Genomic DNA, 20,568 nt, shown 5'->3' with positions numbered 1-20,568 from the left:
GCAGTCAGGGGTTTTGTTTTGCGCGGTCGGAAAATTTGGGTGGTCGAATTTCAAGCATCTTCAATGCTAACGTCCTGCCTTTCTATGCAATGGCCTAATGCATGGCTATCATGCGTGCCTCATTGTGAGGCGAGACCTGCATGCTGACGTTGTTGAAACTTCTAAAAGATGGTCGATTCCACTCCGGGGAGGCGCTCGGTGCTGCCTTGGGTGTCAGTCGCAGTGCTGTATGGAAGCAGCTTCAGCATCTCGAGGCGGAATTGGGTCTACCTATCCATAAAGTGCGGGGCAGGGGGTATCAGTTGGCTGCGCCCCTGATACTGTTAAGTGCCGATGAAATAGCTCGGCATGTACCTGTTCCTGCATGGCCTGTTCATATCTCTGACTCCATTGACTCTACCAATGCCGAGGCATTGCGGCTGATTGAATCGGGTCGCACTGCGCCATTTCTTGTGCTTTCAGAACAGCAAACTGCAGGCAGGGGAAGGCGCGGACGAAAGTGGGTCAGTCCTTTCGCTCAAAACGTCTACTACAGCCTTGTGATGCGGATCGAAGGCGGCATGCGTCAGTTGGAAGGGCTAAGCCTGGTGGTCGGACTTGCAGTTATGCAGGCGCTGCGCGACGCAGGTGTTCGTGGTGCAGGGTTGAAGTGGCCAAATGACGTTTTGGTCGGGCAGAAAAAGATCGCCGGAATTCTCCTGGAACTGGTCGGGGATCCCGCTGACGTCTGTCACGTCGTTATTGGTATCGGCATCAACGTGAACATGCAGAAGGCGGATGAGGTCGATCAGCAATGGAGCTCCGTACAGTTGGAGAGCGGCAGTGCTGTTGATCGCAACTACCTGGTAGCGCGTCTTGGAGTGCAGCTGCAGGCTTATCTTGAGCGTCACCAGGCATCTGGCTTTTCGGCAATCCAGGGTGAGTGGGAGCAAAGCCATTTATGGCAGGGCCGGCCTGTATCGCTCATCGCGGGCGTGAACCAGATTGACGGCGTGGTGCTGGGGGTCGATGGGCAAGGTGCATTACGGTTGAGCGTGGATGGTGTTGAGAAAGTATATAGCGGTGGTGAGCTAAGCCTGAGGTTGCGTGATGATTCTTGAGCTCGACTGTGGGAATAGCTTTATCAAATGGCGGGTACTTGAGTCGGATAAGGCTCGTATCTTTGCCGAAGGTGTCGTTGGGTCGGATGCCTCGCTGATCGACAGCCTGTTCGCGCTCACGGGGCTCGCGTTAAAAGACTGCCGGCTGGTGAGTGTTCGCGCTTCGGATGAGACGAGTCAACTGGTCGCTACCCTGGTCGAGGCATTTGGCGTCAAGGTGCTGTGTGCTGCTTCGGCGAGGCAGATGGGTGGGGTGCGGAACGGGTACGAAGATTTCGAGCGCCTGGGACTGGATCGTTGGCTCGCGATGCTGGGTGGGTTTCAGCTGGCGTCGGGCGCGTGCCTGGTGCTAGATTTTGGCACTGCCGCAACAGCAGACTTCATTTCCGCAGACGGTGAGCATCTCGGCGGTTTCATTTGTCCGGGGATGCCGCTGATGCGTAATCAGCTTCGAACACATACCCGCAAAATACGCTATGACGATATCGCCGCTGAACGGGCTCTTGAGGCGCTGTCTCCAGGGCGCACAACTGTGGAGGCGGTAGAGCGCGGCTGTACGCTCATGCTGAGGGGGTTTGTGTTGACCCAGCTGGAGTTGGCCCGAAGCTATTGGGGGAGCGATTTTACCGTCTTCCTTACCGGTGGGGACGCTGAGCTCGTGGCTGACGCTGTGCCTCACGGTAGGCTTGTCCCTGATCTGGTTTTTGTTGGCTTGGCGATGGCGTGCCCTTTGTCCTGAGGTTTTTATGCGTTGGCTGTTTCTGCTTTTGCTGGTCCTCAATGTCTTCTATTACATCTGGCATCAGCAGGAGGCCCCTCTGCGCGCTAAAGATGTCACGCCTTTGGCTCTCTATCGTGGTTCTCAGCAAGATATCCGCCTGTTGAGCGAATCGGCTGATGCGATGGTTCGGCGAGACAGGGCAAAAGCGCCTGATGCGCAGGCGACGTGCTTGTATATCGGCGGTTTGCCTGATCAGAAAGAGGCTCAGTCCGTTGAGCAGCGCCTCACCAGCCTGGATATCAAGGTCAGGCTGCAGTCTCTGAACCTGCCTGATGCGTCGGGATATTGGCTGCGAGTGGCCCCTGAAAGCAGGCGTCTGGCCGATGATCTGCCCTTTGAAAACCTTGTTAATGAATTCAATGAGTTAAAACATAAAATAATGCCGTGCGAAGGCATTGCAACCTTCGAATAGTTTGCATAGAATGGCGCCCGCTTCGCAGTGAAGACCTTCTAGGTCGACAGGGCGAAGCGAAGGTCAACGCAGCTAACCTCATATTTTTTAATGAGAAAATGCTTGACAGAAGGCTGGCATGATGTAGAATGCCGGCTCGCTTAGGAGGGGTTCCCGAGCGGCCAAAGGGATCAGACTGTAAATCTGACGTCTACGACTTCGAAGGTTCGAATCCTTCCCCCTCCACCATTTTAGCGTGAGCTGCAAGCTCCGCGGGTATAGTTTAGTGGTAGAACCTCAGCCTTCCAAGCTGATGATGCGGGTTCGATTCCCGCTACCCGCTCCAAGTTTGCAGGTTGTGCAAGTTGTTTCGCTCTTGTAGCTCAGTTGGTAGAGCACACCCTTGGTAAGGGTGAGGTCAGCGGTTCAAATCCGCTCAAGAGCTCCATATAACAAGGCAGATATGAAAATATCTGCCTTTGTTTTAACAGCTACATCCGGTTGAATATGCCCTCTCTCGCTGTTTTGTTTGGGTGGGTTTCAGGTCTGCAGGGGTTTGTTGTTGTAAAGTCTTTTTCAGATCGGCATAATTGTCGGCCTGATTTTGTTTTAGGTCAGTAGCTCAATTGGCAGAGCGACGGTCTCCAAAACCGTAGGTTGGGGGTTCGATTCCCTCCTGACCTGCCAGATTCACTTGGTGTGTCTGGCTTTCTTTTCACAGGATCTTCATAGATGACTCCTAAGGCTGAAGCTCAAGGCTCTCGCTTCGATCTGCTCAAGTGGCTTGTAGTAGTCGCTGTTGTGGTTGTAGGCGTTGTTGGCAACCAGTACTACTCTGGGTCGCCAATCCTGTACCGTGTCCTCGCATTGCTCGCCCTTGCTGCTGTTGCTGCCTTTGTTGGCCTGCAGACTGCAAAAGGCAAGTCGTTTGCGGTCCTGGTGAAGGAAGCTCGTACCGAGATCCGTAAAGTCGTTTGGCCGACTCGCCAAGAAACCACGCAGACCACGTTGATCGTGGTGGCTGTTGTTCTGGTTATGGCGTTGCTGTTGTGGGGGCTTGATTCCCTGCTCGGCTGGCTTGTTTCCTTGATTGTTGGCTAAGGGTGTCCCGTGGCTAAGCGTTGGTACGTTGTGCATGCTTACTCGGGTTACGAGAAGCATGTCATGCGCTCTTTGCTAGAGCGCGTAAAGCTGGCAGGCATGGAAGATGGCTTCGGCGAAATTCTGGTTCCCACTGAAGAAGTGGTTGAAATGCGTAATGGCCAGAAACGCAAAAGCGAACGTAAGTTCTTCCCTGGCTACGTGCTGGTTCAAATGGACATGAATGAGGGTACTTGGCACTTGGTCAAGGACACTCCTCGCGTCATGGGTTTCATCGGCGGTACCGCTGATAAGCCTGCTCCGATCACTGACAAAGAAGCAGAAGCAATTCTGCGTCGCGTTGCTGATGGTAGCGACAAGCCCAAGCCGAAGACGTTGTTCGAGCCGGGTGAGGTTGTTCGTGTCACAGATGGTCCGTTCGCTGATTTTAACGGCACCGTCGAAGAAGTTAACTACGAAAAGAGCCGGATCCAAGTGGCAGTGCTCATTTTCGGTCGCTCTACTCCGGTAGAGCTAGAGTTCAGCCAGGTCGAAAAAGTCTAGCTGAGCAAGCATCCCAACCCCGCAGCCTTAGGCTGTGGGGTTTTGTCGTCACTGGGATAAACGCGCAAGTAACCGGGGAGCCTTTCGAGGCGTTCGAACCCGTAATTGGAGTGCCTCATGGCCAAGAAGATTACCGCTTACATCAAGCTGCAAGTGAAGGCCGCTCAGGCCAACCCAAGCCCACCTGTTGGTCCAGCTCTGGGTCAGCACGGCGTGAACATCATGGAATTCTGCAAGGCCTTCAACGCCCGTACTCAGGGTATTGAGCCAGGTCTGCCGACTCCAGTGATCATCACTGTATACAGCGACCGTAGCTTCACCTTCGAAACCAAGTCGACCCCGGCTTCGGTTCTGTTGAAGAAAGCTGCTGGTCTGACTAGCGGTTCCGCTCGTCCTAACACCGTTAAGGTTGGCACCGTGACCCGTGCTCAGCTGGAAGAAATCGCGAAAACCAAAAACGCGGATCTGACTGCAGCTGATATGGATGCAGCCGTGCGTACCATCGCCGGTTCTGCTCGTAGCATGGGCCTTAACGTGGAGGGTGTGTAATGGCTAAGCTGACCAAGCGCCAAAAGGCTATCGCCGGCAAAATCGAAGCGGGCAAGTCCTACAATTTTGTAGACGCTGCTGCTCTGCTGACCGAGCTGTCGACTGTCAAGTTCAGCGAGTCTGTTGACGTTGCTGTAAACCTGGGCGTTGACCCACGTAAATCCGACCAGGTCGTTCGTAGCGCTACTGTGCTGCCACACGGTACTGGCAAGACCGTACGTGTAGCTGTCTTCACCCAAGGCCCAGCAGCTGAAGCTGCTCTGGCCGCCGGCGCCGATCGCGTTGGCATGGACGACCTGGCTGCCGAAATGAAAGGCGGCGACCTGAACTATGACGTCGTAATTGCTTCCCCGGATGCAATGCGCGTTGTAGGTCAGCTGGGTCAGATCCTTGGTCCACGTGGTCTGATGCCTAACCCTAAAGTCGGCACCGTGACTCCAGACGTAGCTACCGCGGTTAAAAACGCCAAGGCTGGTCAGGTTCGTTATCGCACCGACAAAAACGGCATCATTCACACCTCCGTTGGCAAAGTCGGCTTTGATGCCGTCAAGCTGAAGGAAAACGTTGAAGCCCTGATCGCTGATCTGAAGCGTATCAAGCCAGCTTCCTCGAAAGGTATCTACGTCAAGCGCGTTACCCTGAGCACCACTATGGGCCCAGGTCTGGTCATCGACCAAGGCTCGCTGGACGTATAAGACACAAATTGGCGCAAGTAATTGCGCCAATTGAAAGATTGGGGTCCCTGCCTGGCGGGGGCTATCCAAGACCGTAGGCGACGCAAGTCTTAAACCACAAGCCTACGCAGATGGTGCTCCCGGTTCCTTACCGAATCAGACACCAAAACGACATCCGGCCCAGGCCAGATGAAACGGTAACAAGCAGGAGTTAAACCCGTGGCAATTAATCTCGAAGACAAGAAGGCCATCGTCGCTGAAGTCAACGAGGCTGCCAAAGCTGCTCTGTCCGCTGTCGTGGCTGATGCCCGTGGTGTGACAGTAAGCGCTATGACCGGACTCCGTAAAGAGGCTCGTGAAGCTGGCGTATACGTACGTGTTGTACGTAACACCCTGCTCAAGCGCGCTGTTGCTGACACTGAATACAGTGTCCTCAACGACGTGTTCACTGGCCCGACCCTGATTGCGTTCTCCAAGGAACATCCTGGCGCTGCTGCCCGGTTGTTCAAGGAATTCGCCAAGGGTCAGGATAAGTTCGAGATCAAGGCAGCTGCGTTCGAGGGCAAGTTCCTCGCAGCTAACCAAATCGACGTACTGGCAACACTGCCGACCCGTAACGAAGCTATTTCTCAGCTGATGAGCGTGATTCAAGGCGCTACCAGCAAGTTGGCTCGTACTCTGGCCGCAGTTCGCGAGCAAAAAGAAGCTGCCGCAGCCTAAGGCTGAGCATCTCCTCTCGCGTATTTTTGTTTATTTCGATGGCCGCGTAGGCCGTCCCCCAATTCAGGAATTACAGCAATGTCTATCTCCCAAGACGATATCCTCAACGCCGTAGCTGAAATGTCGGTTCTGCAGGTTGTTGAGCTGATCAAAGCTTTCGAAGAAAAATTCGGTGTTTCCGCTGCCGCTGCTTCGGCTGGCCCAGCTGTTGCCGCTGTTGCTGCTGAAGAGCAAACCGAATTCAACGTCATGCTGCTGGAAGCTGGCGAGAAGAAAGTAAACGTGATCAAGGCAGTACGTGAACTGACCGGTCTGGGCCTGAAAGAAGCCAAGGCAGTAGTTGACGGCGCCCCTGCCCAGGTTCTGGAAGCAGTGTCGAAAGACGCAGCTGACAAAGCTAAAGCAGTGCTGGAAGAAGCAGGCGCTAAAGTCGAGCTGAAGTAAGCATCGACCTTGCGTCTCCAGCCCAAGCGTTAAGCTGAAGGCTGATGGCTGGTGGCTCTTGCCACCGGCCTTTTTCCGTTATTGGCAATCGACTCGGTCGTCGCCTATAACGCGCTGTAACCACCCGATGCGGTGGCGCAAACCATGGGGTTTGCAAGATTTTCTGGCTGCTCCCGTCGGGAGGGGCCAAACAAGCAGGTGACCAAGCTGGGGAACGCTGATGGCTTACTCATATACTGAGAAAAAACGTATCCGCAAGGACTTTAGCAAGTTGCCGGACGTCATGGATGTCCCGTACCTTCTGGCTATCCAGCTGGATTCGTATCGTGAATTCTTGCAGGCGGGAGCGACCAAAGATCAGTTCCGCGACGTGGGCCTGCATGCGGCCTTCAAATCCGTTTTCCCGATCATCAGCTACTCCGGCAATGCTGCGCTGGAGTACGTCGGTTATCGCCTGGGCGAACCGGCATTTGATGTCAAAGAATGCGTGTTGCGCGGTGTTACGTACGCCGTACCTTTGCGGGTAAAAGTCCGTCTGATCATCTTCGACAAAGAGTCGTCGAACAAAGCGATCAAGGACATCAAAGAGCAAGAAGTCTACATGGGTGAAATCCCCCTGATGACTGAGAACGGTACCTTCGTTATCAACGGTACCGAGCGCGTTATCGTTTCCCAGCTGCACCGTTCCCCGGGCGTGTTCTTTGACCACGACCGCGGCAAGACGCACAGCTCCGGCAAGCTCCTGTACTCCGCGCGGATCATTCCGTACCGCGGTTCGTGGTTGGACTTCGAGTTCGACCCGAAAGACTGCGTGTTCGTGCGTATCGACCGTCGTCGCAAGCTGCCGGCCTCGGTACTGCTGCGCGCGCTCGGCTATACCACTGAGCAAGTGCTGGACGCTTTCTACACCACTAACGTATTCCACCTGAGCGGCGAAACCCTCAGCCTGGAGTTGGTGCCTCAGCGCCTGCGTGGTGAGATTGCCGTTCTGGACATCCAGGACGACAAAGGCAAGGTCATCGTTGAAGCCGGCCGTCGTATTACCGCGCGCCACATCAACCAGATCGAAAAAGCCGGTATCAAGACGCTGGAAGTGCCTCTGGACTACGTCCTGGGTCGCACCACCGCCAAGGTCATCGTGCACCCGGCCACCGGCGAAATCCTGGCTGAATGCAACACCGAGCTGAACACCGAGATCCTGGCGAAAATCGCCAAGTCCCAGGTTGTTCGCATCGAGACCCTGTACACCAATGACATCGACTGCGGCCCGTTCGTCTCCGACACCCTGAAGATCGACTCCACCAGCAACCAATTGGAAGCGCTGGTCGAGATCTATCGCATGATGCGTCCTGGCGAGCCACCAACCAAAGACGCTGCCGAGACCCTGTTCAACAACCTGTTCTTCAGCCCTGAGCGCTATGACCTGTCTGCGGTCGGCCGGATGAAGTTCAACCGTCGTATCGGTCGTACCGAGATCGAAGGTTCGGGCGTGCTGTGCAAGGAAGACATCGTCGCGGTACTGAAGACCCTGGTCGACATCCGTAACGGCAAAGGCATCGTCGATGACATCGACCACCTGGGTAACCGTCGTGTTCGCTGCGTAGGCGAAATGGCCGAGAACCAGTTCCGCGTTGGCCTGGTACGTGTTGAGCGTGCGGTCAAAGAGCGTCTGTCGATGGCCGAAAGCGAAGGCCTGATGCCGCAAGACCTGATCAACGCCAAGCCAGTGGCTGCGGCGGTGAAAGAGTTCTTCGGTTCCAGCCAGCTCTCGCAGTTCATGGACCAGAACAACCCGCTCTCCGAGATCACCCACAAGCGCCGTGTTTCCGCACTGGGCCCGGGCGGTCTGACTCGTGAGCGTGCAGGCTTTGAAGTCCGTGACGTACACCCGACTCACTACGGTCGTGTATGCCCGATTGAAACGCCGGAAGGTCCGAACATCGGCCTGATCAACTCCCTGGCTGCCTATGCGCGCACCAACCAGTACGGCTTCCTCGAGAGCCCGTACCGCGTGGTGAAAGACGCACTGGTCACCGACGAGATCGTGTTCCTGTCCGCCATCGAAGAAGCTGATCACGTGATCGCTCAGGCTTCGGCCACGATGAACGACAAGAAAATGCTGATCGACGAGCTGGTAGCTGTTCGTCACTTGAACGAGTTCACCGTCAAGGCGCCGGAAGACGTCACCTTGATGGACGTATCGCCGAAGCAGGTAGTTTCGGTTGCAGCGTCGCTGATCCCGTTCCTGGAACACGATGACGCCAACCGTGCGTTGATGGGTTCCAACATGCAGCGTCAAGCTGTACCGACCCTGCGCGCTGACAAGCCGCTGGTAGGTACCGGCATGGAGCGTAACGTAGCCCGTGACTCCGGCGTTTGCGTCGTGGCTCGTCGTGGCGGCGTGATCGACTCCGTTGATGCCAGCCGTATCGTGGTTCGTGTTGCCGATGACGAAGTTGAAACTGGCGAAGCCGGTGTCGACATCTACAACCTGACCAAATACACCCGCTCCAACCAGAACACCTGCATCAACCAGCGTCCGCTGGTCAGCAAGGGTGATCGGGTTCAGCGCAGCGACATCATGGCAGACGGTCCGTCCACCGATATGGGTGAGCTGGCACTGGGTCAGAACATGCGCATCGCGTTCATGGCCTGGAACGGTTACAACTTCGAAGACTCCATCTGCCTGTCCGAGCGTGTGGTTCAGGAAGATCGCTTCACCACGATCCACATTCAGGAACTGACCTGTGTGGCGCGTGACACCAAGCTTGGGCCAGAGGAAATCACTGCAGACATCCCGAACGTGGGTGAAGCTGCACTGAACAAGCTGGACGAAGCCGGTATCGTTTACGTAGGTGCTGAAGTTGGCGCAGGCGACATTCTGGTAGGTAAGGTCACTCCGAAAGGCGAGACCCAACTGACTCCGGAAGAGAAGCTGTTGCGTGCCATCTTCGGTGAAAAAGCCAGCGACGTTAAAGACACTTCCCTGCGTGTACCTACCGGTACCAAGGGCACTGTCATCGACGTACAGGTCTTCACCCGTGACGGCGTTGAGCGTGATGCTCGTGCGCTGTCCATCGAGAAGACCCAACTCGACGAGATCCGCAAGGATCTGAACGAAGAGTTCCGTATCGTTGAAGGCGCGACCTTCGAACGTCTGCGTTCCGCCCTGGTAGGCCACAAGGCTGAAGGCGGCGCAGGTCTGAAGAAAGGTCAGGACATCACCGACGAAGTACTCGACGGTCTTGAGCACGGGCAGTGGTTCAAACTGCGCATGGCTGAAGATGCTCTGAACGAGCAGCTCGAGAAGGCCCAGGCCTACATCGTCGATCGTCGCCGTCTGCTGGACGACAAGTTCGAAGACAAGAAGCGCAAACTGCAGCAGGGCGATGACCTGGCTCCAGGCGTGCTGAAAATCGTCAAGGTTTACCTGGCAATCCGTCGCCGCATCCAGCCGGGCGACAAGATGGCCGGTCGTCACGGTAACAAAGGTGTGGTCTCCGTGATCATGCCGGTTGAAGACATGCCGCACGATGCCAATGGCACCCCGGTAGACGTCGTCCTCAACCCGTTGGGCGTACCTTCGCGTATGAACGTTGGTCAGATCCTTGAAACCCACCTGGGCCTCGCGGCCAAAGGTCTGGGCGAGAAGATCAACCGTATGATCGAAGAGCAGCGCAAGGTCGCAGACCTGCGTAAGTTCCTGCACGAGATCTACAACGAGATCGGCGGTCGCAACGAAGAGCTGGACACCTTCTCCGACCAGGAAATCCTGGATCTGGCGAAGAACCTGCGCGGCGGCGTTCCAATGGCTACCCCGGTGTTCGACGGTGCCAAGGAAAGCGAAATCAAGGCCATGTTGAAACTGGCAGACCTGCCAGAAAGCGGCCAGATGCAGCTGTTCGACGGCCGTACCGGCAACAAGTTTGAGCGCCCGGTTACTGTTGGCTACATGTACATGCTGAAGCTGAACCACTTGGTAGACGACAAGATGCACGCTCGTTCTACCGGTTCGTACAGCCTGGTTACCCAGCAGCCGCTGGGTGGTAAGGCTCAGTTCGGTGGTCAGCGTTTCGGGGAGATGGAGGTCTGGGCACTGGAAGCATACGGTGCTGCTTACACTCTGCAAGAAATGCTCACAGTGAAGTCGGACGATGTGAACGGTCGGACCAAGATGTACAAAAACATCGTGGACGGCGATCACCGTATGGAGCCGGGCATGCCCGAGTCTTTCAACGTGTTGATCAAAGAAATTCGTTCCCTCGGCATCGATATCGATCTGGAAACCGAATAACACGTGACGCGAATCGAGAGCGGGGCTGTTTAGCCCGCTCTCTGCTCCGCCAGGAGGAAAGGCCTTGAAAGACCTACTGAATTTGCTGAAAAACCAGGGTCAAGTCGAAGAGTTCGACGCCATCCGTATTGGGTTGGCATCGCCTGAGATGATCCGTTCGTGGTCGTTCGGTGAAGTTAAAAAGCCGGAAACCATCAACTACCGTACGTTCAAACCAGAGCGTGACGGCCTGTTCTGCGCCAAGATCTTTGGCCCGGTAAAGGATTACGAGTGCCTGTGCGGTAAGTACAAGCGCTTGAAGCACCGTGGTGTGATCTGCGAGAAGTGCGGCGTTGAAGTTGCACTGGCCAAGGTTCGTCGTGAGCGCATGGCGCACATCGAGCTGGCTTCGCCGGTTGCCCACATCTGGTTCCTGAAATCATTGCCGTCCCGTATCGGCTTGCTGATGGACATGACCCTGCGTGATATCGAGCGCGTTCTCTACTTCGAGAGCTATGTCGTTATCGATCCAGGCATGACCACCCTTGAAAAGGGTCAGCTGCTGAACGACGAGCAGTACTTCGAAGCGCTGGAAGAGTTCGGCGACGATTTCGATGCCCGCATGGGTGCCGAAGCTGTCCGCGAACTGCTGCACGCTATCGACCTGGAACACGAGATTGGCCGTCTGCGTGAAGAAATTCCGCAAACCAACTCCGAAACCAAGATCAAGAAACTGTCCAAGCGTCTGAAGTTGATGGAAGCCTTCCAGGGTTCCGGCAACTTGCCAGAGTGGATGGTGCTGACCGTTCTGCCGGTTCTGCCGCCAGACCTGCGTCCGCTGGTGCCGTTGGATGGTGGTCGCTTCGCGACTTCCGACCTCAACGACCTGTACCGTCGCGTGATCAACCGTAACAACCGCTTGAAGCGTCTGCTCGACCTGTCCGCTCCGGACATCATCGTGCGCAACGAAAAGCGTATGTTGCAGGAAGCTGTCGATGCCCTGCTCGACAACGGTCGTCGTGGCCGCGCTATCACCGGTTCGAACAAGCGTCCTCTGAAATCCCTGGCTGACATGATCAAGGGTAAGCAGGGTCGTTTCCGTCAGAACTTGCTCGGTAAGCGTGTTGACTACTCCGGTCGTTCGGTAATTACCGTAGGCCCGACCCTGCGTCTGCACCAGTGCGGTCTGCCGAAGAAGATGGCTCTCGAGCTGTTCAAGCCGTTCATTTTCGGCAAGCTGGAAATGCGTGGTCTCGCGACCACCATCAAAGCTGCCAAGAAAATGGTCGAGCGCGAGCTGCCAGAGGTTTGGGACGTTCTCGCTGAAGTGATCCGTGAACACCCGGTTCTCCTCAACCGTGCACCGACCCTTCACCGTCTGGGTATCCAGGCGTTTGAACCAGTACTGATCGAAGGTAAGGCTATCCAGCTGCACCCGCTGGTCTGTGCTGCGTACAACGCCGACTTCGACGGCGACCAAATGGCCGTGCACGTACCGCTGACGCTGGAAGCCCAGCTGGAAGCGCGTGCGTTGATGATGTCGACCAACAACATTCTGTCGCCAGCCAACGGTGAGCCAATCATCGTTCCGTCGCAGGACGTTGTATTGGGTCTGTACTACATGACTCGTGAAGCGATCAACGCCAAGGGCGAAGGTCGTGTGTTCGCGGATCTGCAGGAAGTTGACCGTGTGTTCCGTGCCGGCGAAGCCGCACTGCACGCCAAGGTTAAAGTCCGCATCCACGAAACCATCAACGATCGTGACGGTGGCAGCGTCAAGAACACCCGTATCGTCGACACCACTGTCGGCCGTGCGCTGCTGTTCCAGGTTGTTCCACCTGGCCTGTCGTACGACGTGGTCAACCAGCCAATGAAGAAAAAGGCGATCTCCAAGCTGATCAACCAGTGCTACCGCGTGGTTGGTTTGAAAGAGACCGTTATCTTCGCTGACCAGTTGATGTACACCGGTTTTGCTTATTCGACCATTTCCGGCGTTTCCATCGGTGTTAACGACTTCGTTATCCCGGACGAGAAAGCCGCCATCATCGGTGCTGCCACCGATGAAGTGAAAGAGATCGAAAGCCAGTACGCCTCCGGCCTGGTAACCCAGGGCGAGAAGTACAACAAAGTGATCGACCTTTGGTCCAAGGCCAACGACGAAGTGTCGAAGGCGATGATGTCGAACCTCTCGAAAGAGCGTGTTATCGACCGTCATGGCGTGGAAGTCGATCAAGAGTCGTTCAACTCGATGTACATGATGGCCGACTCGGGCGCACGGGGTTCTGCTGCGCAGATCCGTCAGCTCGCCGGTATGCGTGGCCTGATGGCCAAGCCGGACGGTTCCATCATCGAAACGCCGATTACTGCGAACTTCCGTGAAGGTTTGAGCGTACTTCAGTACTTCATCTCGACTCACGGTGCTCGTAAAGGTCTGGCGGATACCGCGTTGAAAACCGCTAACTCCGGTTACCTGACTCGTCGTCTGGTAGACGTTGCGCAAGACTTGGTTGTGACTGAAGTTGACTGCGGCACCGAACACGGTCTGCTGATGACTCCGCACATCGAAGGCGGCGACGTTGTAGAACCGTTGGGTGAGCGCGTACTGGGTCGAGTAATCGCCCGTGACGTATTCAAGCCAGGTACCGAGGAAGTCATCGTTCCTGCCGGCACCCTGGTAGACGAGAAGTGGGTCGAGTTCATCGAACTCAACAGCATCGACGAAGTGATTGTTCGCTCGCCGATCAGCTGCGAAACCCGCTACGGCATTTGCGCCAAGTGCTACGGCCGTGACTTGGCTCGTGGTCACCAGGTGAACATCGGTGAAGCGGTCGGCGTTATCGCTGCCCAGTCCATCGGTGAGCCGGGTACCCAGCTGACCATGCGTACGTTCCACATCGGTGGTGCGGCAAGCCGGACCTCCGCAGCCGACAGCGTTCAGGTGAAGAATGGCGGTACCGTCCGTCTGCACAACCTGAAGCACGTTGAGCGAGTGGATGGCCACCTGGTTGCTGTGTCCCGCTCCGGTGAGCTGGCAATCGCTGATGACTACGGTCGTGAGCGTGAGCGTTACAAGCTGCCGTACGGTGCTGTGATTTCGGTTAAAGAAGGTGACAAGGTCGACGCTGGCGCAATCGTGGCCAAGTGGGATCCGCACACTCACCCAATCGTTACCGAAATGAAAGGTACCGTGACCTACGTGGGCATGGAAGAAGGCATCACGATCAAGCGTCAGACTGACGAATTGACCGGTATGACCAACATTGAAGTACTCGACGCCAAAGACCGTCCAGCTGCAGGCAAAGATATCCGTCCTGCCGTGAAGATGGTTGATGACAACGGCAAGGATCTGTTGCTGCCAGGCACTGACGTTATCGCTCAGTACTTCCTGCCAGCCAACGCCCTGGTCGGTGTTGCGGATGGTGCGAAGATCGCGATCGGTGATGTTATCGCTCGTATCCCGCAAGAAACTTCGAAGACCCGTGACATCACCGGTGGTCTGCCGCGTGTTGCCGACTTGTTCGAAGCTCGTCGTCCGAAAGAAGCGTCGATTCTGGCTGAAGTCAGCGGCACCATCGCGTTCGGTAAAGAGACCAAGGGCAAGCGCCGCCTGGTTATCACCCCGAACGACGGTAGCGATCCGTACGAAGAGCTGATTCCGAAGTGGCGTCACCTGAACGTCTTCGAAGGCGAACAGGTAAACCGCGGCGAAGTTATCTCCGACGGCCCGAGCGATCCACACGACATCCTGCGTCTGCTGGGTGTGAGTGCGCTGGCCAAGTACATCGTTAACGAGATCCAGGACGTTTACCGTCTGCAAGGCGTGAAGATCAACGATAAGCACATCGAGACCATCCTGCGTCAGATGCTGCGTAAAGTTGAAATCGCTGAATCCGGCGATTCGAGTTTCATCAAGGGCGACCAGATGGAACTGACTCACGTACTGGTAGAGAACGAGCGCCTGGCGAACGACGAGAAATTCGTTTCCAAGTTCACTCGTGTGTTGCTGGGTATCACCAAGGCGTCGTTGTCCACTGAGTCGTTCATCTCGGCGGCCTCCTTCCAGGAGACCACTCGCGTACTGACCGAAGCAGCGGTAACCGGCAAGCGCGATTACCTGCGCGGCCTGAAAGAAAACGTGGTTGTGGGTCGTCTGATCCCGGCCGGTACCGGTTTGGCCTACCACAGCGAGCGTAAGCGTCGCCGTGAACTCGACAAGCCGTTGCGCGTAAGCGCCAGTGAAGTGGAAGCTGCACTGACCGAAGCGCTGAACTCAAGCGGTAACTGAGTTCTGCGGTAAATAAGACCGGGCCCTGGCAGCCCCGTTCGTCGGATCGAGACAGATTTGTCCCGGTTCGATGGAAGGGGAGGTCGGGGCCTTGCCTTGACTGGGGACAAGATCCTCTTTAGACTCTTGTACCCCTAAATTTGGCGGGAATTCGTTCCTGCCATTTTGCTTTTCTTGCAAGACAATAGCGTCGCAAGACAACAGTGGAGCTAGTAGATGGCAACTATCAACCAGCTGGTACGTCAGCCGCGTAAGCGTATCGTCGAGAAATCCGACGTGCCTGCGCTGCAGAACTGCCCGCAACGTCGTGGCGTATGCACTCGCGTGTATACCACTACGCCGAAAAAACCTAACTCGGCACTGCGTAAAGTATGCCGTGTGCGCCTGACCAACGGTTTCGAGGTTTCCTCGTACATCGGCGGTGAAGGTCACAACCTGCAAGAGCACAGCGTGGTACTGATCCGCGGCGGTCGTGTAAAAGACTTGCCAGGTGTTCGTTACCACACCGTACGCGGCTCCTTGGATACTTCCGGCGTTAAAGGTCGTAACCAGGGTCGTTCGAAGTACGGTACCAAGAAGCCTAAGTAGTAGCGGCTTTTTGTAAAACTGAATCATCTTATTTTCTGAGTCGATAAGAGTAAGGTCGGAGGCGTCCCGAAAGGGCACCGATTCCGAGCGAACCTGAAGACCGTTTGAGGGCTTATCCATGCCAAGAAGACGCGTAGCAGCCAAGCGCGAAGTGCTTGACGATCCAAAATACGGAAGCCAAATCCTGGCCAAGTTCATGAACCACGTAATGGAAAGCGGCAAGAAAGCCGTTGCCGAGCGTATCGTTTATGGCGCGCTGGAAAAGGTTAAAGAACGCAAGAACAGCGACCCCCTGGAAATCTTCGAGAAAGCTCTCGACGCCATCGCTCCGCTGGTCGAAGTGAAGTCGCGCCGTGTAGGCGGTGCTACTTACCAGGTTCCGGTTGAAGTTCGCCCGTCCCGTCGTAACGCTTTGGCAATGCGCTGGTTGGTAGACTTCGCCCGTAAGCGCGGCGAGAAGTCTATGGCCCTGCGTTTGGCTGGCGAACTGTTGGACGCTGCTGAAGGTAAAGGTGCTGCTGTTAAGAAGCGTGAAGACGTGCACCGTATGGCTGAAGCCAACAAAGCTTTCTCGCACTACCGCTTCTAATTCTAGCTTCACTAATTTTGCGAGGGCTTTATGGCTCGTACTACTCCGATTAGCCGCTACCGTAACATCGGTATCGTTGCTCACGTGGATGCTGGTAAAACCACCACCACCGAGCGCGTACTGTTTTACACCGGCAAAAGTCACAAAATGGGCGAGGTGCATGACGGCGCCGCGACCACAGACTGGATGGTTCAGGAGCAGGAGCGTGGTATTACCATTACTTCTGCTGCTATTACCGCCTTCTGGAAAGGTTCCGAGAAGCAGTACAAGGACGAGCACCGCTTCAACGTAATCGATACCCCGGGCCACGTAGACTTCACCATTGAAGTTGAGCGTTCCCTGCGCGTACTCGACGGCGCTGTCGTTGTGTTCTGCGGTACTTCGGGTGTTGAGCCTCAGTCGGAAACCGTATGGCGTCAGGCCAACAAGTACGGCGTTCCACGTCTTGTTTACGTAAACAAGATGGACCGTGCTGGTGCCAACTTCCTGCGCGTGATCGGTCAGATCAAACAGCGTCTGGGTCACACTCCGGTGCCAATCCAGTTGGCTATCGGTTCCGAAGACAACTTCCAGGGTCAGATCGATCTGATCAACATGGAAGCTGTTTACTGGAATGACGCTGACAAAGGCATGGTTCCTGTTCGTAAGCCTATCCCTGCAGAACTGCAGGAGCTGGCTGACGAGTGGCGTAACAACATGGTTGAGGCTGCTGCCGAAGCCAGCGAAGAGCTGATGAACAAGTACCTCGAAGGTGAAGAACTCACCAACGTGGAAATCAAGGCCGCTCTGCGTCAGCGTACTATCGCTGGTGAGATCGTTCTGGCTGTTTGCGGTTCTTCCTTCAAGAACAAGGGTGTTCCCCTGGTTCTCGACGCCGTTATCGACTACCTGCCTGCTCCAACCGACATTCCTGCTATCAAGGGTACCAACCCTGATAACGAGGAAGAAGAGATGGAGCGTCACGCCGATGACAGCGAGCCGTTCTCGGCTCTGGCGTTCAAGATCGCTACTGACCCATTCGTGGGTACTTTGACCTTCGTCCGCGTTTACTCGGGCGTGTTGGCCTCCGGCGACGGCGTGATCAACTCGGTTAAAGGCAAGAAAGAGCGTGTGGGTCGTATGGTGCAAATGCACGCAAACGCCCGTGAAGAGATCAAGGAAGTACGCGCTGGTGACATCGCGGCCCTGATCGGCATGAAGGACGTCACCACTGGTGAGACCTTGTGCGACGCTGCCAAGCCAATCATCCTGGTTCGCATGGACTTCCCGGAGCCGGTTATTTCGGTTGCCGTTGAGCCTAAGACCAAGGATGACCAGGAAAAAATGGGTATCGCTCTGGGCAAGCTTGCTCAGGAAGATCCATCTTTCCGCGTCAAGACTGATGAAGAGACTGGTCAAACGATCATCTCCGGCATGGGCGAGCTTCACCTGGACATCCTGGTTGACCGGATGCGCCGTGAGTTCAACGTCGAAGCCAACATCGGTAAGCCTCAGGTTTCCTATCGTGAGCGCATCACGAAGAACTGCGAAATCGAAGGCAAATTCGTTCGTCAGTCCGGCGGTCGTGGCCAGTTCGGCCATTGCTGGATCCGTTTTGCTCCTGCTGATGAAGGTCAGGAAGGTCTGCAATTCGTGAACGAAGTAGTGGGCGGTGTTGTTCCTAAGGAATACATCCCGGCTATCCAGAAGGGTATCGAAGAGCAGATGAAGAACGGTGTTGTTGCCGGCTATCCGCTCATCGGCCTGAAGGCGACCGTTTTTGACGGTTCTTACCACGACGTCGACTCCAACGAGATGGCGTTTAAGGTGGCTGCTTCCATGGCTACCAAGCAACTGGCCCAGAAGGGCGGTGGTGAGTTGCTTGAGCCAATCATGGCAGTAGAAGTCGTTACGCCTGAAGACTACATGGGTGACGTGATGGGCGACCTTAACCGTCGTCGCGGCATGATCTTGGGTATGGAAGATACGGTTTCCGGCAAGGTGATTCGTGCCGAGGTTCCGTTGGGCGAGATGTTCGGTTATGCGACCGACGTTCGTTCCATGTCTCAGGGTCGCGCAAGCTACTCTATGGAATTCAAAAAATACAACACAGCTCCGGCGCACATCGCTGAAACTGTATCCAAAAAACAAGGCTGATTCAGTCCTTTAGGCAAGGAGTTAATTGTCGTGGCTAAAGAAAAATTTGATCGTTCCCTACCGCACGTAAACGTTGGCACTATCGGCCACGTTGACCACGGTAAAACCACTCTGACCGCTGCTCTGACTCGCGTCTGCTCCGAAGTTTTCGGTTCGGCTCGTGTTGACTTCGACAAGATCGACAGCGCACCAGAAGAAAAAGCTCGTGGTATCACCATCAACACCGCGCACGTTGAGTACAACTCGCTGATCCGTCACTACGCTCACGTTGACTGCCCAGGTCACGCTGACTATGTGAAGAACATGATCACCGGTGCTGCCCAGATGGACGGCGCGATCCTGGTTTGCTCGGCCGCTGATGGTCCGATGCCACAAACCCGTGAGCACATCCTGCTGTCCCGTCAGGTAGGCGTTCCGTACATCGTGGTTTTCCTGAACAAGGCTGACCTGGTAGACGACGCTGAGCTGCTGGAACTGGTTGAGATGGAAGTGCGCGATCTGCTGAGCACTTACGACTTCCCGGGCGACGACACTCCGATCATCATCGGTTCTGCTCGTATGGCTCTGGACGGTCTTGACGACAACGAAATGGGCACCACTGCCGTTCGTAAACTGGTTGAGACTCTGGACAGCTACATCCCAGATCCAGTTCGTGTTATCGACAAGCCGTTCCTGATGCCAATCGAAGACGTATTCTCGATCTCCGGTCGTGGTACTGTTGTGACTGGTCGTATCGAGCGCGGTATCGTTAAGGTTCAAGATCCACTGGAAATCGTTGGTCTGCGTGACACTACCGTCACCACCTGCACCGGTGTTGAAATGTTCCGTAAACTGCTCGACGAAGGTCGTGCAGGCGAGAACTGCGGCGTTCTGCTGCGTGGTACCAAGCGTGACGACGTTGAGCGTGGCCAGGTTCTGGTCAAGCCAGGTTCGGTTAAGCCGCACACTACCTTCGAAGCTGAAGTGTACGTGTTGAGCAAAGAAGAAGGCGGTCGTCACACTCCGTTCTTCAAAGGCTACCGTCCACAGTTCTACTTCCGGACCACTGACGTGACCGGTAACTGCGAACTGCCGGAAGGCGTTGAAATGGTAATGCCAGGCGACAACATCAAAATGGTTGTCACCCTGATCAAAACCATCGCAATGGAAGATGGTCTGCGTTTCGCTATCCGTGAAGGCGGTCGTACCGTCGGCGCTGGCGTCGTAGCCAAAATCATCGCTTAATAAGTGATGACTTGAAAAAGCCCCCGCTCAGCGGGGGCTTTTTTATTGAGTTGACACCCATATGGGGCGTCTATAGAATTGCGCCTCCTTTTAACGGGCGTGTTGCGCTCGCTGGGAATAGCAGCCGGAGTCTGAAATCCAATGGCAAATCAGCAAATTCGTATCAGGTTGAAGGCTTTTGACCACAAACTGATCGACCAATCCACCCAGGAAATCGTGGAAACCGCGAAACGTACTGGTGCTCAAGTGCGTGGTCCAATTCCACTGCCTACCCGTAAAGAGCGGTTCACCGTTCTGGTCTCCCCGCACGTCAACAAAGACGCGCGTGACCAGTACGAGATCCGTACTCATAAGCGCGTGCTGGACATCGTCCTGCCAACGGATAAAACCGTTGATGCACTTATGAAGCTTGATCTGGCGGCCGGTGTGGAAGTACAGATCAGCCTCGGCTAAGACTTGGGTCTTAGTCGTGTAACGCTCTGAAATGGGCGGCCATAGCGGGTGAAAGCCCCGTACACTCATGAGGTTTACAACATGACTATTGGTGTAGTCGGTCGTAAATGCGGTATGACCCGTATTTTCACCGAAGAAGGTGTCTCCATTCCGGTCACGGTCATTGAGATCGAACCGAATCGCGTCACCCAGTTTAAAACTGAAGAAACCGATGGCTATCGTGCAGTGCAAGTCACTGTCGGCGAGCGTCGTGCTTCGCGTGTGACTGCTGCTCAAGCAGGTCACTTCGCTAAAGCAAACGTTGCAGCTGGTCGTACTGTCATGGAGTTCCGTCTTGAAGACGGCGACTACCAGGCTGGCGATCTGATCAACGCTGAAATCTTCGCCGCTGGTCAACTGGTTGATGTAACCGGTCAGTCCAAGGGTAAAGGCTTCCAGGGTACGATCAAGCGTTGGAATTTCCGTGGCCAAGACAACACTCACGGTAACTCCGTTTCCCACCGCGTCCCGGGCTCTATTGGCCAGTGCCAGACTCCTGGTCGTGTATTCAAGGGCAAAAAAATGTCCGGTCATATGGGCGCTGAGCGCGTGACCGTGCAGTCCCTCGAAGTAGTGCGCGTCGACGCTGAACGCAATCTGTTGTTGGTCAAGGGTGCTGTTCCTGGCGCTACTGGCGGCAACCTGGTTGTACGTCCAGCGGCCAAGGCTCGCGGTTAA

General features: G+C 55.4%; 17 protein-coding genes and 4 tRNA genes. All 21 read left to right on the top strand.

What is annotated here, in order from left to right; translation table 11 throughout:
* Window positions 1-140: 140 nt before the first annotated feature.
* The 21 genes from birA (at window position 141) to rplC (ending at window position 20,568) form a co-directional block, all read left to right on the top strand.
* A complete protein-coding gene (gene birA, locus HYE77_RS15165; RefSeq protein WP_003210105.1) occupies window positions 141-1,100 on the top strand; it encodes a bifunctional biotin--[acetyl-CoA-carboxylase] ligase/biotin operon repressor BirA in 960 nt (319 codons plus the stop codon).
* On the top strand, window positions 1,090-1,839 hold the full coding sequence (locus HYE77_RS15160; RefSeq protein WP_087692333.1) for a pantothenate kinase: 750 nt from the start codon (window positions 1,090-1,092) through the stop codon (window positions 1,837-1,839). Before birA ends, HYE77_RS15160 begins: the two co-directional genes overlap by 11 nt.
* A gap of 7 nt (window positions 1,840-1,846) precedes the next feature.
* Window positions 1,847-2,293: a hypothetical protein gene (locus HYE77_RS15155; RefSeq protein ID WP_177068939.1), complete on the top strand. Its 447-nt coding sequence runs from the start codon at window positions 1,847-1,849 to the stop codon at window positions 2,291-2,293.
* Between the two features lie 143 nt (window positions 2,294-2,436).
* Window positions 2,437-2,521 (top strand) — tRNA-Tyr (locus tag HYE77_RS15150).
* A gap of 23 nt (window positions 2,522-2,544) precedes the next feature.
* Window positions 2,545-2,618 (top strand) — tRNA-Gly (locus HYE77_RS15145).
* A gap of 26 nt (window positions 2,619-2,644) precedes the next feature.
* A tRNA-Thr gene (locus tag HYE77_RS15140) sits at window positions 2,645-2,720 on the top strand.
* A gap of 163 nt (window positions 2,721-2,883) precedes the next feature.
* Window positions 2,884-2,959 (top strand) — tRNA-Trp (locus HYE77_RS15135).
* A gap of 45 nt (window positions 2,960-3,004) precedes the next feature.
* Window positions 3,005-3,373 (top strand): preprotein translocase subunit SecE, encoded by a 369-nt coding sequence (secE, locus tag HYE77_RS15130; RefSeq protein WP_003210099.1) that lies wholly within the window; start codon window positions 3,005-3,007, stop codon window positions 3,371-3,373.
* Window positions 3,374-3,382: 9 nt separating this feature from the next.
* Window positions 3,383-3,916, top strand: coding sequence for a transcription termination/antitermination protein NusG (gene nusG / locus HYE77_RS15125; RefSeq protein ID WP_003176436.1), 534 nt, complete (start codon window positions 3,383-3,385; stop codon window positions 3,914-3,916).
* Window positions 3,917-4,033: 117 nt separating this feature from the next.
* Window positions 4,034-4,465, top strand: coding sequence for a 50S ribosomal protein L11 (gene rplK / locus HYE77_RS15120; protein WP_003210097.1), 432 nt, complete (start codon window positions 4,034-4,036; stop codon window positions 4,463-4,465).
* Window positions 4,465-5,160 (top strand): 50S ribosomal protein L1, encoded by a 696-nt coding sequence (rplA, locus tag HYE77_RS15115; protein ID WP_003176434.1) that lies wholly within the window; start codon window positions 4,465-4,467, stop codon window positions 5,158-5,160. Before rplK ends, rplA begins: the two co-directional genes overlap by 1 nt.
* Before the next feature lie 198 nt (window positions 5,161-5,358).
* Complete coding sequence (rplJ, locus tag HYE77_RS15110) at window positions 5,359-5,859, top strand: 50S ribosomal protein L10 (RefSeq protein ID WP_003210095.1); 501 nt, start codon at window positions 5,359-5,361, stop codon at window positions 5,857-5,859.
* Between the two features lie 78 nt (window positions 5,860-5,937).
* Entirely contained in the window at window positions 5,938-6,303 is a 366-nt protein-coding gene (rplL, locus tag HYE77_RS15105) for a 50S ribosomal protein L7/L12 (protein WP_003210093.1), read from the top strand.
* 220 nt (window positions 6,304-6,523) lie between these two features.
* The gene (gene rpoB / locus HYE77_RS15100; RefSeq protein ID WP_008436421.1) at window positions 6,524-10,597 is read left to right on the top strand and encodes a DNA-directed RNA polymerase subunit beta; all 4,074 of its coding nucleotides are present in this window, start codon (window positions 6,524-6,526) and stop codon (window positions 10,595-10,597) included.
* Between the two features lie 64 nt (window positions 10,598-10,661).
* A complete protein-coding gene (gene rpoC, locus HYE77_RS15095; protein WP_003210090.1) occupies window positions 10,662-14,861 on the top strand; it encodes a DNA-directed RNA polymerase subunit beta' in 4,200 nt (1,399 codons plus the stop codon).
* 216 nt (window positions 14,862-15,077) lie between these two features.
* On the top strand, window positions 15,078-15,449 hold the full coding sequence (gene rpsL, locus HYE77_RS15090; RefSeq protein WP_002555494.1) for a 30S ribosomal protein S12: 372 nt from the start codon (window positions 15,078-15,080) through the stop codon (window positions 15,447-15,449).
* A gap of 118 nt (window positions 15,450-15,567) precedes the next feature.
* On the top strand, window positions 15,568-16,038 hold the full coding sequence (gene rpsG / locus HYE77_RS15085; RefSeq protein ID WP_002555493.1) for a 30S ribosomal protein S7: 471 nt from the start codon (window positions 15,568-15,570) through the stop codon (window positions 16,036-16,038).
* A 30-nt stretch (window positions 16,039-16,068) separates the two neighbouring features.
* Window positions 16,069-18,174, top strand: a complete 2,106-nt coding sequence (fusA, locus tag HYE77_RS15080; RefSeq protein ID WP_003210087.1) for an elongation factor G — start codon at window positions 16,069-16,071, stop codon at window positions 18,172-18,174.
* A gap of 30 nt (window positions 18,175-18,204) precedes the next feature.
* Window positions 18,205-19,398, top strand: coding sequence for an elongation factor Tu (tuf, locus tag HYE77_RS15075; protein ID WP_003210085.1), 1,194 nt, complete (start codon window positions 18,205-18,207; stop codon window positions 19,396-19,398).
* A gap of 141 nt (window positions 19,399-19,539) precedes the next feature.
* Window positions 19,540-19,851 (top strand): 30S ribosomal protein S10, encoded by a 312-nt coding sequence (gene rpsJ, locus HYE77_RS15070; RefSeq protein ID WP_003210084.1) that lies wholly within the window; start codon window positions 19,540-19,542, stop codon window positions 19,849-19,851.
* 81 nt (window positions 19,852-19,932) lie between these two features.
* Window positions 19,933-20,568 (top strand): 50S ribosomal protein L3, encoded by a 636-nt coding sequence (rplC, locus tag HYE77_RS15065; RefSeq protein ID WP_003194649.1) that lies wholly within the window; start codon window positions 19,933-19,935, stop codon window positions 20,566-20,568.

Origin of the sequence: Pseudomonas sp. IPO3774 (assembly GCF_013386835.1) — a bacterium.
GTDB lineage: Bacteria > Pseudomonadota > Gammaproteobacteria > Pseudomonadales > Pseudomonadaceae > Aquipseudomonas.
This window is presented reverse-complemented; position numbering and strand designations above follow the sequence as displayed.

Coding starts and splice junctions, on each gene's coding strand:
- rpsJ (WP_003210084.1), top strand. CDS start 19,540: ATGGCAAATCAGCAAATTCGTATCAGGTTGAAGGCTTTTGACCACAAA.
- HYE77_RS15155 (WP_177068939.1), top strand. CDS start 1,847: ATGCGTTGGCTGTTTCTGCTTTTGCTGGTCCTCAATGTCTTCTATTAC.
- rplC (WP_003194649.1), top strand. CDS start 19,933: ATGACTATTGGTGTAGTCGGTCGTAAATGCGGTATGACCCGTATTTTC.
- fusA (WP_003210087.1), top strand. CDS start 16,069: ATGGCTCGTACTACTCCGATTAGCCGCTACCGTAACATCGGTATCGTT.
- HYE77_RS15160 (WP_087692333.1), top strand. CDS start 1,090: ATGATTCTTGAGCTCGACTGTGGGAATAGCTTTATCAAATGGCGGGTA.
- rplK (WP_003210097.1), top strand. CDS start 4,034: ATGGCCAAGAAGATTACCGCTTACATCAAGCTGCAAGTGAAGGCCGCT.
- rplA (WP_003176434.1), top strand. CDS start 4,465: ATGGCTAAGCTGACCAAGCGCCAAAAGGCTATCGCCGGCAAAATCGAA.
- birA (WP_003210105.1), top strand. CDS start 141: ATGCTGACGTTGTTGAAACTTCTAAAAGATGGTCGATTCCACTCCGGG.
- rpoB (WP_008436421.1), top strand. CDS start 6,524: ATGGCTTACTCATATACTGAGAAAAAACGTATCCGCAAGGACTTTAGC.
- secE (WP_003210099.1), top strand. CDS start 3,005: ATGACTCCTAAGGCTGAAGCTCAAGGCTCTCGCTTCGATCTGCTCAAG.
- rplL (WP_003210093.1), top strand. CDS start 5,938: ATGTCTATCTCCCAAGACGATATCCTCAACGCCGTAGCTGAAATGTCG.
- rpsG (WP_002555493.1), top strand. CDS start 15,568: ATGCCAAGAAGACGCGTAGCAGCCAAGCGCGAAGTGCTTGACGATCCA.
- rpsL (WP_002555494.1), top strand. CDS start 15,078: ATGGCAACTATCAACCAGCTGGTACGTCAGCCGCGTAAGCGTATCGTC.